Annotated in this window: 7 protein-coding genes and 1 pseudogene; 6 read left to right on the forward strand and 2 right to left on the reverse strand. The window is 68.4% G+C overall.

The window, feature by feature from the left end:
- Window positions 1-507: 507 nt before the first annotated feature.
- Together ACPYN7_RS17535 and ACPYN7_RS17540 are read right to left on the reverse strand one after the other, a co-directional pair.
- Window positions 508-1,131 (reverse strand): class I SAM-dependent methyltransferase, encoded by a 624-nt coding sequence (locus ACPYN7_RS17535; RefSeq protein ID WP_277872987.1) that lies wholly within the window; start codon window positions 1,129-1,131, stop codon window positions 508-510.
- Between the two features lie 184 nt (window positions 1,132-1,315).
- A pseudogene (locus ACPYN7_RS17540) lies at window positions 1,316-1,690 on the reverse strand (cadmium resistance transporter); the annotation flags it as partial.
- 239 nt (window positions 1,691-1,929) lie between these two features.
- Here ACPYN7_RS17540 and ACPYN7_RS17545 point away from each other — a divergent pair.
- From ACPYN7_RS17545 to ACPYN7_RS17570, 6 genes are all read left to right on the forward strand, one after another.
- Window positions 1,930-5,112 carry a heavy metal translocating P-type ATPase gene (locus ACPYN7_RS17545; protein WP_424348504.1) on the forward strand — a complete coding sequence of 1,061 codons (3,183 nt, stop codon included), beginning with the start codon at window positions 1,930-1,932 and terminating at the stop codon, window positions 5,110-5,112.
- 65 nt (window positions 5,113-5,177) lie between these two features.
- Entirely contained in the window at window positions 5,178-5,456 is a 279-nt protein-coding gene (locus ACPYN7_RS17550) for a metal-sensitive transcriptional regulator (protein ID WP_424348505.1), read from the forward strand.
- A 178-nt stretch (window positions 5,457-5,634) separates the two neighbouring features.
- Window positions 5,635-8,079 (forward strand): heavy metal translocating P-type ATPase, encoded by a 2,445-nt coding sequence (locus ACPYN7_RS17555; RefSeq protein ID WP_424348506.1) that lies wholly within the window; start codon window positions 5,635-5,637, stop codon window positions 8,077-8,079.
- Between the two features lie 62 nt (window positions 8,080-8,141).
- On the forward strand, window positions 8,142-10,631 hold the full coding sequence (locus ACPYN7_RS17560) for a phosphoketolase family protein (protein ID WP_126349453.1): 2,490 nt from the start codon (window positions 8,142-8,144) through the stop codon (window positions 10,629-10,631).
- Entirely contained in the window at window positions 10,631-13,897 is a 3,267-nt protein-coding gene (locus ACPYN7_RS17565) for a beta-phosphoglucomutase family hydrolase (RefSeq protein WP_424348507.1), read from the forward strand. Before ACPYN7_RS17560 ends, ACPYN7_RS17565 begins: the two co-directional genes overlap by 1 nt.
- A gap of 4 nt (window positions 13,898-13,901) precedes the next feature.
- Entirely contained in the window at window positions 13,902-14,222 is a 321-nt protein-coding gene (locus ACPYN7_RS17570; RefSeq protein WP_424348508.1) for a hypothetical protein, read from the forward strand.
- The last annotated feature ends 67 nt before the right edge of the window (window positions 14,223-14,289 follow it).

Genomic DNA, 14,289 nt, shown 5'->3' on the forward strand with positions numbered 1-14,289 from the left:
TCACCAACTACATCGCCAGATCGCTGCTGGAGACCGGCGGGTTCAGACCCCGACTACACCCTGGATCCTGAAGAGCCACATTTTCTCGTCCCGAAGCCTCGGGTGCGGGGGTCCGGCTCCTCGAATTCCGCGCCAGTGACGTGGCAGGACGGGCCCCGTAGGACTGACCACCACATCCCGTCTCCGGAGATCGCCCGACAAGGCAGAAGGATCGAAAAACTGCAGTCCGGAACGGGACTGTTCACCAGAATGTCCCGGTCGCCGGGAACGGCGTCCGAGAACCGGGCCATATGTAAAGCAGTGGTTGCTCGTGGGCCATCTACCGGCCCTCAGCTGAGGTATTTGCCCTGCTGTGGACCCTGAACGCTCTATTTACCTGCGTCCCCCGGGTGCCCGACGAGGGCCAGCGCATATCCGCAGGGGTCGCTTCAGTGACCAGGGCATGGAAGTCCGAGCGAACCCGCTCCAGCTCCTCATGGAGTGCCTCGGGGGTGATGGGCGCGTTGTTCATCGGCTGCTCCTGGAAGTGATGTCGTTGCCGGGAGCGTCCTGGGCATTGCCCGGCTTGTGGGCGACAAAGCGCAGGACCCGACCGCCGAAGGACAACCGGAGGGCGAGTGGATCCAGGCCGTGCTGGTCCAGAGCTGGTCCGAAGGCTTCCGGTTCGATGAGCCGGTGCGGTGACCGATCGGCACGGTGCACCAGGGATGCCATCGGTGAGGCCAGCAGGTCGTATCCCACGAAGGCCCCACCCGGTCGCAGGACCCGGGCCACCTCGGCCACCGCGCGTTCCCACTCAATGACGTGGTGGAGCATCAAAAAGCTTACGACCGTGTCGAACGACTCGTCCTCGAAGGGCAACCGAGTGGCATCGGCCTGACGCGCCTGGGCCAGGGGGAATCCGGCCAGGCGGTCCTGCGCGGCCTCGACCATCACCGGATCGGCATCGGTCGTGGTGAGCCGCACCCGGGGATGGGCTCGGGTGATGGCCTCGGCCATCGCTGCGCTGCCTCCACCGATCTCCAGCACGTCCCCGGTGACGGGGAACCCCTGGGTCGCCCAAGGAACCATCCGCCGGGCCACAAGACCCCACGGCGCGCTGCGACAGAAGGAGGCCTCCAGGGCGGACATCTTTGGCATGGTCTCCACCTCTTAGCGCACCCGCATGATTCCCGCCGAGCCTAATTCCCTGATCAACGGCAGTGAACCGTCCAGGCAGGAGGTGGGACGATCTGGCCGTTCACGCCGCCCCGGGAGCGGGCGCGGGGGGCCGGCGTCCCGCTGTGGGGCTGAGCTCAGCCGGCGGGTGGGTGGGTTAGAGGCCGAAGGCTCCGCCTTCGACGAGGACGACCACACCGATCAGCGCGATCGGGAACAGGATGTGCTCCCACCGCGCCACAACCTCGGCGATGGGTTAGCGGGTGGCGACGTACTGGGCGATGGCCACCAGCACCGCGATCAGGGCCAGGAAGGTGACCGATTAGGCCACCATCGCGGTCGGGCCCACGGTGAAGAACACGGCCACGTAGACCCCGATGTTGTCCCCGCCGTTGGCGAAGGTGACCGCCGCGACGGTCCAGATGCCGATCTCTTTGCCGGCGCCCCTCTCCTCGGCGGTGGGGATGATCGCCCCAACCGCTACCAGCACCCCGGTGAACAGCACGAACCCACCGACCAGCAGCCGGAACGTGATGACGATGATTCTCGGATCCCGCGATAGCGAGGAGAGGCCGAGGCCGAGCATATCCAGCCGTTCACGGATGGAGGCGTAACCGATCACCACAGGGGCCAACACAGGCTTTATGGTCTGCCACGAAGACCTGCTCACTGTTCAGCTTCATGAAAACTTCACGGATACTCAACCGATAATCGGCTCTGCTGGCCTTAGACTGACCCCATACCCACCAGGGGTATAAAGGGGGCGGAGTGATGACTGTCCAGGACTGGGTGTTGGTGGTCGCGGCAGTGGTCGTGAGTCTCCTGCTGCTGTGGTTCTTCTTCGGACCGAAGAAGACTCGCCGGGCCGAGCTGGAGTCCGGGATGCAGACGGTCACGGTGACGGTCAAGGGCGGCTACAGCCCGGATCTGATCCAGGTGGCCCCCGGCGTGCCCGTCCGACTGGTGTTCGACCGGCAGGAGACTGGGGACTGCTCGTCCCGGGTGGTCTTCCCGGATTTCCAGATCAACCAGCCGTTGCCCGCCTATGCGCGTACGGCTGTGGAGTTCACCCCCACCGAGCCGGGCGAGTACGGCTTCGCGTGCGGAATGAACATGCTGCACGGTCGCCTCCGCGTCGTCGACGAGCAAGACAGCGCCTCGCCGCCTCCGATCTCGGCGGCACCGGATCACGCCCCGGGCACTGCCACCGACGGCGACGCCATCTCCACAGGGCCAACACGCACCGCCGTGGCGGAAATGACCCACGCCCGGATAGACCATGGTGCGCAGACCGCGCAGCTGACCATCCGCGGGGGCTACCACCCGCAGCAATTGCGCGTGGCAGCCGGGGTGCCCTTGCGGCTGGAGCTGCTGCGCCAGGAGGACAGCACCTGCTCGGAGCGGTTCGTGGTGCCCGATGCCGGGGTGGACACCGCGGTCCCGGCCTTCGGCAGCACCGTGGTTGAGATCCCCGGGCTGCCGGCCGGACGCCACGAGGTCACCTGCGGGATGAACATGTTGCACGGCACCCTCGAGGCCCTCGAGGGCCCGGCTGGCGTCGAAGACTCCGCTGACGGGGCCGGCGAGCACTTCCACGACCACGTCGTGGTCCAGGAGGACACTCAGACCCCCCCGGCCCCAGCGCCGGGGCAGGGACATCCACACGGCCACGGCCCGGTGGAGGAGCCGGAGGACACCGAGGAGAAGGAACGGGCGGCGGAAATCGCCGATCTGCGCCGCAGGGTGATCGCCGGGGCCGTGCTGAGTCTGCCGGTGGTCGTGGCGGTGATGGCCATGGAGCTGTTCGGTATGGCCTGGGTGCCGCAGGTGCTGATGAACCCGTGGCTGCAGTTGGCACTGATTACCCCGGTGATGGTCTACACCGGCTGGCCTATCCACAAGACCGGGTGGCTGGCGCTGTCCCACCGCACCGCGGACATGAACTCGTTGATCACCTTGGGCACGATCGCCGCCTACGGCTATAGCTTGGTCGTGACCATCGCCCCGGGCCTCGTGCCGGCCGAGGCCCGGCATGTCTACTACGAGGCGGTCGGGGTGATCATCACCTTGATCCTGCTCGGGCGGCTGCTGGAGACCAAGGCCAAGGCCGGGACCGGGGAGGCCATCCGCACCCTGATCGGGCTCCAACCGCACACCGCCCGGGTCCTCCGTGAGGGACAGGAGCGGGAGATCCCCCTGGGGGAGGTCGTGGTCGGTGACGTCGTCGTGGTGCGCCCTGGGGAGAAGCTGCCCGTAGACGGGCAGGTAGTGGAGGGCACCTCGGCGGTGGACGAGTCGATGGTCACCGGTGAGCCCATCCCGGCGACCAAGACCACCGGGGACACGGTGATCGGCGCCACCATCAACCAGACCGGCTCGTTCCGCTACACCGCCACCAAGGTCGGCTCGGACACGATGCTGGCCCAGATCATCTCCCTGGTCCGGCAGGCCCAGGGTTCCAGGGCGCCCATCCAGCGGCTGGCCGATCAGGTCTCCAGCTACTTCGTGCCCGCGGTCATCCTCATCGCCCTGTGGTCCTTCGTGGTCTGGGCGCTGGTCGGTCCCCCGCCTGCGGTGGTCTTCGCCCTGGTGGCGGCCGTGTCGGTGCTGATCATCGCCTGCCCGTGCGCCCTGGGGCTGGCCACTCCGCTGTCGATCACCGTGGGCACCGGCAAGGGTGCTACCGCCGGGATCCTGATCCGCTCGGCCGAGGCCCTGGAGACGGCTCACAAGCTGGACACCATCGTGCTGGATAAGACCGGCACGATCACCAAGGGGACTCCCGCCCTGACCGATGTGCTGCCCGCCCCGGGCTTCACCGACACCGAGGTACTGGCTCTCGTAGCGGCGGTGGAACGCTTCTCGGAGCACCCCCTGGCCACCGCCATCGTCGCCGGGGCGCAGGAGCGTGGAGTGTCCGTGCCCGAGGCCACCGCTTTCGACTCCGTCACCGGCCAGGGGGTCCGCGCCCTGGTGGGCGGGCGGGAAGTGCTGGTGGGCAACCGGCGTCTGCTCACCGGGGCGGGCATCGACGCCGAGGTGCTCACCGCCCCCGCCCAGGAACTGGCCGCGGACGGGAAGAGCCCGATGCTGGCCGCCGTCGACGGGCGCCCGGCCGGGGTGATCGGGGTGGCCGACACTCTCAAGGAGGGTTCCGTGGGGGCCGTGGCCGCGCTGCGCGACCGCGGCATCGAGGTGGTGATGATGACCGGGGACAACCGGGCCACCGCCGCGGCCATCGCCCGCCAGGTCGGCATCGACCGTGTGGTGGCCGAGGTGCTGCCCGAGCACAAGGCCAGTGAGGTCAAACGTCTGCAAGACGAAGGGCGCGTAGTGGGGATGGTCGGGGACGGCATCAATGACGCCCCTGCCCTGGCCCAGGCCGATGTGGGCTCGGCCATCGGCACCGGCACCGACGTGGCCATCGAGGCTTCCGACATCACCTTGATCTCCGGGGCGCTGTCCGGGGTGGTCACCGCCGTGGACCTGTCTCGGGCCACCATGCGCAACATCCGCCAGAACCTCGTCTTCGCGTTCGTCTACAACGGCGTCGGCATCCCCATCGCCGCCGGTGTCCTGTACCCGTCCCTGGGCTGGACGCTGAGCCCGATGATCGCCGCGGCTGCGATGGCCTTGTCCTCCCTGTCGGTGGTGGCCAACGCCAACCGGCTGCGCGCCTTCACCCCACGCCCCGTTCCCGACCTCGCCCACACCCCCACCGACCCGGTGGTGGAAGTCGGGCGGGAGGACATCACAGAACCCGGAACACCCCCAAGGGAGGAAGCCATGCCCGAGAACACCACAACGGTCGTCGACCCGGTCTGCGGAATGAACATCGACCCGGCCACCGCGGCCACCAGCGTCGAGCACGAGGGCCGCACTTACCACTTCTGCTCGACCCGCTGCGCCCAGTCCTTCCGGGACGACCCGGCCAGATACACCAGCACCCAGTGAGCGAGGCTGCGCCCGTAGCCCTGAAAGGCGTACGGGCGCAATCCGTACGATCCCCAGGAGTCGCCATGGAACCCACCACCGACATGGCAGCTGTGGTGCGGCGCCTGAACCGCATCGAGGGACAGGTCCGCGGCATCACCCGGATGGTCGAGCAGGACCGGCACTGCATCGACGTCCTCACCCAGGTCGCTGCGGTGTCCGGGGCACTGCACGAGGTGGCGCTGGTCTTGCTGAGGGATCACATGAGCCGCTGTCTCATCCAAGCTGCCGACGCGGGCGGTCCCGCGCAGGAGGCCAAGCTCCAGGAAGCAGTGGACGCTATCGCTCGGCTGGTCCGCGGCTGAAGAAGAACTCCTGATAAGGGTCGACGGGCCAGAGCCTTCCCGGAGCCGCCTGGCCCGAGCGATCGAACCAAAGCACAGCTTGACTGCTTCGACGTGGACCGCCTTGAGAGGCCGCCCACGGGCATGGGGATTCGCAAACACTCCGCAGAGATTCGTTTGGTGAGAGAAGGAGGACAGCATGAGCGATCACGAGACCACGGCCGTCATGGAGGTGCAGGGCGTGCACTGGGCCTCGTCGAAGGCCGTTGCTGAAGCCGCGTTGTCGCGCCGGCCGGGGGTGCTGCGAGTGGAGGCGAATCCTGTCTCCCAGACGGCCAATGTCACCTACGATCCCGGTCTGACCTCGATCAAGGATCTGACCGGGTGGGTGCGGGAGTGCGGTTACCACTGCGCGGGCCAGTCGGTGCCCGAGCACGTGTGCGACCCGCTTGAGGAGCACGGAACCGTCGCTGGACGGGCCGGTCACCGGGTCACCGGTGACCGGCCCGGGTCGGGGCTGAACCCCACGGACCATGGCGAGGGCGCCCCCGCCGGACACGGGCAGCACGTTGTTCGTGACGCCCAGGAGGTCATGGGTCATGGCGGCGGTGGCATGTCGATGGAGGCCATGATCCGTGACATGCGCAATCGGTTCCTGGTGGCCGCCCTGCTGTCGGTGCCGATCACGTTGTGGTCCCCGATCGGGCGGGAGGTATTGGGGTTCACGGTCCCGGCCCCGTTTGGTTTACGGGATGACGTCCTTGCACTGATCCTCTCCCTGCCGGTGATCTTCTATTCGGCCTGGATCTTTTTCGACGGCGCCTACCGGGCGTTGAGGGCCCGCACCCTGGACATGATGGTCTTGGTGGCCGTGGGGGTCGGCGCCGGCTGGGTCTACAGCCTGATCGTGACGTTGACCGGTGGCGGCGAAGTGTTCTACGAGGCCGCCACCGTGCTGGCCACCTTCGTGCTGTTGGGGCACTGGGTGGAGATGCGGGCCCGTGGCGGGGCCAACGACGCGGTCCGCACCCTGCTGGAGCTGGCACCCTCGAAGGCGCTGGTGATCCGTGACGGGAATACCGTGGAAATCCCCACCGCCGAGGTCATGCCCGGGGATCTGATGCTGGTGCGTCCCGGGTCGAAGGTCCCCACCGACGGTGTGGTGGAGGATGGCGAGTCCGAGATCGACGAGTCCATGGTCACCGGCGAAAGCCTGCCGGTGGCCAAGTCCACTGGCTTCGAGGTCATCGGGGCCTCGGTGAACACCACCGGGACCTTACGGGTGCGGGCGACGAAGGTCGGAGCGGACACCGCTCTGGCGCAGATCGTGGCGCTGGTCCAGGAAGCCCAGAACTCCAAGGCACCCGGTCAACGTCTGGCGGATCGGGCCGCGTTCTGGCTGGTGTTCGTAGCGCTGATCGGCGGATCCGGCACCTTCCTTGTCTGGTGGCTGGCCGGGGCCAGCATTGCCCAGGCGATCCTGTTTGCCATCACCGTGGTGGTCATCACCTGCCCCGATGCCCTAGGGCTGGCCACCCCCACCGCGATCATGGTGGGGACGGGTTTGGGCGCCAAACGAGGCGTGCTGTTCAAAAACGCCACGGCCTTGGAAACGGCCGCACGGATCGACACGGTCGTGATCGACAAGACCGGGACCCTGACCAAGGGCGAGCCTGAGGTCACGGACTTCATCACCTACGGGATCGGCGAGGACGAACTCCTGGGCCTCGTGGCGGCCGTCGAACGCGAATCTGAGCACCCGTTGGCTGCCGCGGTCGTGAACTACGCCGAGGACCGCGGTGTCCCGGCCCTGACTGCCAGCAATTTCCGCAACGTCCCGGGCCACGGCGCCGGGGCCACCGTGAACGGGCGGCAGGTATTCGTGGGTAACCGCAAGCTGATGGTGGCCGAGAGCGTCGACATCGCCCCGGTGGCCGGACAGCGCGAGGCCCTGGCTTCGACCGGGCGCACCGCGGTGCTGGTGGCCGTGGACGGGGCGGCCGCTGGGGTGATCGCCCTGGCTGATGCCGCCCGGGAGACCGCCGCTCCCGCGGTGGCCGCGATGCACGAGGCAGGGGTCGAAGTCGTCATGCTGACCGGTGACAACGAGGCGACCGCGAAGCGGATCGCCGCTCAACTGGGCATCGACACTGTCATCGCCGAAGTCCTACCCGAGGACAAATCCGCCAAAGTGGCTCAACTGCAGGCGGAGGGCAAACGGGTCGCCATGGTCGGGGACGGGGTCAACGACGCTCCGGCCCTGGCCAAGGCCGACCTGGGCATCGCCATCGGCGCCGGCACCGACGTGGCCATTGAAACCGCCGATGTGGTGCTGATGCGCTCCGATCCATTGGACGTGCCGATCGCCCTGCGGATCGGCGCTGGCACCGTGCGCAAAATGCGCCAGAACCTCACCTGGGCCATTGGCTACAACGTGGTCGCCCTGCCGATCGCCGCCGGGGTCTTCTACCCGGCCTACGGCATCATGCTCAGCCCGGAGATCGCGGCGATCTCGATGTCGGGCTCCAGCGTCATCGTTGCGATGAATGCCTTGCTGTTGAAGCGGCTGCGGTTGCCGGAACCGCCGGAGTCGACGTCGGCAGCCCGGGTCCAACCAGACCTGGCCCCAGCGGGAAGCCGGTAGGACAGCTCCGGCGCCTGGCGATGACCATGCACTGTTCGTGCGAGATGAAGAGGAAGAACCTGATGACGACTCCCAAGACAACGCTCCCTCCCCCGGTGGCACAGGCACCGCTGAGCGAGGAGGACCTGGACCGGCTGGACGCATGGTGGCGGGCGGCCAACTACCTGTCGGTGGGGCAGATCTACCTTCTGGACAACCCACTGCTCAAAGAGCCACTGTCCCTGGAGCACATCAAACCCCGGCTGCTGGGCCACTGGGGAACCACCCCGGGGCTGAACCTGATCTACGCGCACCTGAACCGGGTGATCAAGGCCCAAGCCCTGAACGCGATGTACGTGACCGGACCAGGCCACGGCGGCCCGGGGCTGGTGGCCTGCGCGTACCTGGACGGGACCTACAGCGAGGTCTACCCGGACATCGGCCGGGACGCCGAGGGGCTGCGGCGCTTGTTCCGGCAGTTCTCCTTTCCCGGCGGGATCCCCAGCCACGTGGCCCCGGAGACCCCCGGGTCCATCCACGAAGGCGGGGAACTGGGCTACTCGCTGATGCACGCCTACGGGGCGGCCTTCGACAACCCGGATCTACTGGTGGCCTGTGTCATCGGCGACGGGGAAGCCGAGACCGGACCGCTGGCGGCCAGCTGGCACTCCAACAAGTTCCTCGACCCCGTCCACGACGGGGCCGTCCTGCCGATCCTGCACTTGAACGGCTACAAGATCGCCAACCCGACCGTGCTGGCCCGCATCCCCGAGGAGGAACTGATGAGCCTGCTGCGCGGATACGGGCACGAACCGTATCTGGTCAGCGGGAGCGACCCGGTACAGGTGCACCAACGGTTCGCGGCCGTGCTCGAGGAGGTGCTCGAGGGAATCCGTCTCATCCAGGATCAGGCCCGGGAGGGCACCGTAACGGAGCGCCCGCGGTGGCCTTTGATCGTGCTGCGCACCCCCAAGGGGTGGACCGGGCCCGCGGAGGTGGACGGGTTGCCCACCGAGAACACTTGGCGCTCCCACCAGGTGCCCCTGTCGGGTCTGCGGGAGAACCCCCAGCATCTGCGCCAGCTGGAGGAGTGGTTGCGTTCCTACCGCCCCGAGGAACTCTTCGACGCCGACGGTGCTCTGGTCCCGGAACTGGCCCAGCTAGCCCCGGAGGGCGCCCACCGGATGAGCGCGAACCCGGTCACCAATGGGGGCACCGTGCTGCAGCCCCTGCGGCTGCCCGATGTCCGCGACTACGCCGTGCCCGTGGAGTCCCCCGGAGCCACGGTTCACGAGGCCACCCGGGTGCTGGGCACCTGGTTGCGGGACGTGATCCGGGACAACCCGCGCACCTTCCGTCTGATGGGCCCCGACGAGACGGCCAGTAACCGGCTCAACGCGGTCTTCGAGGTCACCGACCGGGTCTGGGAGGCGCAGATGCTGCCCACCGACGAGGGGCTGGGCCGCTCCGGGCGGGTGATGGAGGTGCTCTCCGAGCACCTGTGCCAGGGCTGGCTGGAGGGATACCTGCTCACCGGCCGGCACGGGCTGTTCTCCTGCTACGAGGCGTTCATCCACATCGTGGACTCCATGGTGAACCAGCACGCCAAGTGGCTAAAGGTCGCCGGGGAGATCCCCTGGCGCCGGCCGATCGCCTCGCTGAACTACCTGCTGACCTCTCACGTGTGGCGCCAGGACCACAACGGCTTCTCCCACCAGGATCCCGGCTTCATCGACCACCTGGTCAACAAGAAAGCCGAGATCGTGCGCGTCTACCTGCCCCCGGACGCCAACACGCTGCTGTCGGTGGCCGACCATTGCCTGCGCAGCCGCGACTACATCAACCTCATCGTCGCCGGCAAGCAACCGGCCCTGTCCTACCTGTCCGTGGAGGAGGCGGCATTGCATTGCCGGCGCGGTGTGGGCATCTGGGAGTGGGCCGGGAATGAACCAGCGACCTCTCCCGATGCCGCCTCACCGGTCCACTCCGGGGCACGCGGTGGGCCGGTGCTGCCCGATGTGGTGATGGCCTGCGCCGGGGACGTCCCCACCCTGGAGACCCTCGCGGCCGTGGATCTGCTGCGCCAGCACCTGCCGGAGCTGGTCGTGCGTGTGGTCAACGTGGTGGATCTGATGCGCCTGCAACCGGCCAGCCAGCATCCGCACGGGCTGCCGGAGGCGGAGTTCGACGCGATCTTCACCACCAGCCGTCCGGTGGTCTTCGCCTACCACGGCTACCCGTCCCTGATCCACCGGCTGACCTACCGCCGGGCCAACCACGGCAACTTCCACGTGCGCGGCTTCCAGGAGGAGGGCACGACGACCACCCCTTTCGACGTGGTCATGCTCAACGACCTGGACCGGTTCCACCTGGTTATCGACGTCATCGACCGGGTGTCCGGCCTGGCCGAGGCAGCCGCCCCGCTGCGGCAACGCATGGTCGAGGAACGGTTGCGGGCCCGCGCCTACACCCGGGCCCACGGAGAGGACGACCCCAGGATCAGCGACTGGCGCTGGCCCTCCGCCCCGGCCAGTGCCAGCGCCAGCGACCCAAGCGGACAGGGGTGCTGCTGATGCGCCTGGAGCACCTGGTGCCGGCCCCGGCGCGCACGGGCGAGGGGTATCGTGCGGTCATCTTCGACATGGACGGAGTCGTCACGGACACCGCCGGGGTGCACGCCCGGGCCTGGAAGGCCCTCTTCGACGAGGTCCTCCCCGCCCTGTCCCCCACAGTGCAGGAACCCTTCGACGCGGACACAGACTACCGGGCCTACCTCGACGGGCGCCCCCGCCGGGACGGGGTGCGCACGTTCTTGGCCTCCCGCGGGCTCAGCGTGCCCGAGGGCGGGCCCGGTGACGGTGCGCAGCTGCGCACCGTCCACGGGTTGGCCGCCCGCAAGCAGGAGCTCTTCGACGCGGAGCTGACCCGGCAGGGGGTCAGGGCGTTTCCCGATGCCTTGGTGGTGTTGGGCGCGCTGGTCTCCCGGGGCGTGCCCACAGCCCTGGTGACCTCCAGCAGCAACAGTGCCTCGGTACTTGCGGCGGCCGGGGTGGGACACATGTTCACCGTGCGCGTCGACGGGACCGACGCGCACCGGCTGGGGATGCCGGGAAAACCGGATCCGGCCGCCTTCCTGGAAGCGGCCCGCCGCCTGGAAGTGCCCCCGGCCGAGGTCGTGGTGATTGAAGACTCCACCGCCGGGGTCGCCGCAGCGGCGGCCGGGGGGTTCGGCCAGGTGGTGGGGGTGGACCGCACCGGGAGTGCCCCTGAGCTGACGGCAGCCGGTGCCCACCTCGTGGTGGAGGACCTCCGGAGGGTGCCGCTGGTAGCTCTGGCCGAGGACGGTCTGCAGGTGGAGCATCGAGGGTCGTGGTGCGGCGGGGCGGTCACCACCGCGACCGACGGCTGGCGATTGGTCTATGACCGGTTCGATCCGGTCCAGGAGGGTACCCGGGAGGCCCTGTGCACGCTGGGCAACGGGTACTGGGCCACCCGCGGGGCGGTACCGGGCAGCACCGCCGACGAAACCCACTACCCCGGGACCTACTTCGCCGGCGTCTACAACCGCCGCACCACCGATCTGGCCGGGCACCCGTTCGAGACAGAGCACCTGGTCAACGCCCCCGACTGGACGTACCTGAGCGTGCGCCCCACACAGGGGGCCCTGTTGCACCCGGGGTGCCCGGAAATGATCACCCACCACCAGGTCCTGGACCTGCGCCACGGGGTGCTGACCCGCACCAACCGCTACCGTGACGCCACCGGTCGCACCACCCGGGTCACCTCCCGGCAGCTCCACAGCCTGGCACGTCCGGACGTGGCCGCCCTGGAGGTCACCGTGGAGGCCGAGGACTGGTCCGGGGAACTGATCGTCGAGTCCACCGTCAACAACGCGGTGTCCAACCGCAACGTGATCGCCGATCGCGGGTTGGCCGACGAGCACTGGGCTCCGGTGGAGTCCCGGGAGCTGGACACGGAAACGGTGCTCTGCCAGGCGACCACCACCCAGTCCGGTATCACCGTGGCCACCGCTGCCCGCACCCGGGTCGACCCCGGATCCGCGCAGACCGGCCGGCGCCTGACCACGGGCCATGGCCATGAGATCACGCTGATGTTGCGCCCCGGACACCCGGTGACGCTGGAGAAGACCGCGGTCGTGGCCACCTCCCGGGACCGGGCAATCTCCACCCCCGCCCTGGGAGTGAGCTCGAAGATCGGCGAGGCGCCCGGGTTCGCTCTGCTGCTGGTGGAACAGGAGAAGGCTTTGGCGGAGCTGTGGGACCGTTTCGGCATCAGCCTGGAGGCGGGGGCTGCCCAAGAACGGGCGCTGAACCTGCACATTTTCCACGTGTTGCAAACGGTCGCGGCAGCGGGCCTGGACCTGGATGCCGGCCTGCCCGCCCGCGGCTTGCACGGAGAGGGATATCGCGGCCACATCTTCTGGGACGAGCTCTTCGTCTACCCCGTGCTCACCCTGCGCCGCCCCGAACTGGCCCGGTCCTTCCTGCTCTACCGTTATCGACGCCTCGGGGCGGCCCGGGTTGCCGCCCGGGAAGCAGGACTGGAAGGGGCGCTGTTCCCGTGGCAGTCCGGCAGCGAGGGGCGGGAGGAGACGCCGAGAGCGCTGTTCAATGTCCGCAACGGGCAGTGGATGCCCGACAATTCTCACCGTCAACGCCACGTCGGACTGGCCGTGGCCTACAGCGTGTGGCAGTACTACCAGGCCACCGCCGACATCGGTTTCCTCACCGACTACGGCGCGGAGATGATCATCGAGGTGGCCCGGCTGTTCAGCAGCCTGGCCGTCCACGACCCCGTCGAGGACCGCTTTGACATCACGGGGGTGATGGGCCCGGATGAATACCACGACGGCTACCCGGACGCCCCGGGCCAGGGGGTACGCAACAACACCTACACCAACGTCTTGGCCGCCTGGGTCCTGGCCCGCGCCGGGGAGACCGTCGAGTTACTGGCCGGCCACGACTGCGACCCGTTGTGGCGCCGGCTGCACCTGACCCACGAGGAGACCGCGCACTGGGATCGGATCAGCCGACGGCTGCGCGTGCCCTGGCACGCGGACGGCATCATCAGCCAGTTCGAGGGCTACGAGGATCTGGAGGAGTTCGACTGGGAGGCCTACCGTGCCCGCTACGGCAACATCGGCCGGCTGGATCTCATCCTCCAGGCCGAGGGCGACTCCACCAACCGCTACAAGCTCTCCAAACAGGCCGACGTGCTGATGCTCTTCTACCTGTTCTCCGCCGAGGAACTGCGGAATCTTTTTTTCCGCCTGGGCTACGCCCTGCCCCCGGAAGTCCTTCCCCGCACGGTCCACTACTACCTGGCCCGCACCAGCCACGGCTCAACCCTGAGCCAGCTGGCCCACGGCTGGGTGCTGGCCCGCACCGATCGGGCCCGGTCCTGGACCTTGTTCGAACACGCCCTGCGGGCCGACCTCGACGACACCCAGGGCGGGACCACCCGTGAAGGGATCCACCTCGGGGCCATGGCCGGAACCGCCGACATGGTGATCCGCTGCTACGCGGGTGTAGAGATCCGGGACGAGGCCCTGAGGCTGCACCCGGTGCTACCCGAGGGGCTGGCAGCGGCCTCCTTCCAGCTCCGGTACCGGGGCCAGCCGATCACCGTCAGCCTCACCCGGCACACCATGGCCATGCGCCTTCATCCCTGCTCGGCCGCACCGATCCGAGTGTGCGCCGAAGGCCAGGAGAGAACCCTCCGCCCCGGACAGTTCTGGAAGGTTCCCCTCCCCCCAGCTCCGACCCCGGCCCCACACCCCAGCCCGGACGGCCGCCCCGCCTCTGCAGTGGGGAGCTGAGGCCGTGACCGACCATCACGCCCAGCGGTACCGGCAGATCACCGAGGTCCTGGCCCGTCACGGACTGGGCTTCGGGATCGGGGTGGCCGGTCTGCACCGGTGGCTACCGGTGGAGACCGGTCTGTTGGGACATGAACAACGCGCGGAGCCGTACACCAGTCCCGAGCACCTGCGCCTGGCCCTGGAGCAACTGGGACCGGTGTTCGTCAAGTTCGGGCAGGTGCTCTCGACCCGGGCGGATCTGCTGCCCGAACCGTACCGGCAGCAACTGTCCCTGTTGCAAGACTCCACACCGCCGGTGCCCGCGCGGATCATCTGGGGTTGACCCCGTTTCGTGGACATCGAGTTATGCGGCTTCTGCCGCGGGGTTCATGAGCTGGTGCTCGAAGGCT

Source organism: Kocuria sp. CH-021 (genome assembly GCF_049716185.1).
Classification (GTDB): domain Bacteria; phylum Actinomycetota; class Actinomycetes; order Actinomycetales; family Micrococcaceae; genus Kocuria; species Kocuria cellulosilytica.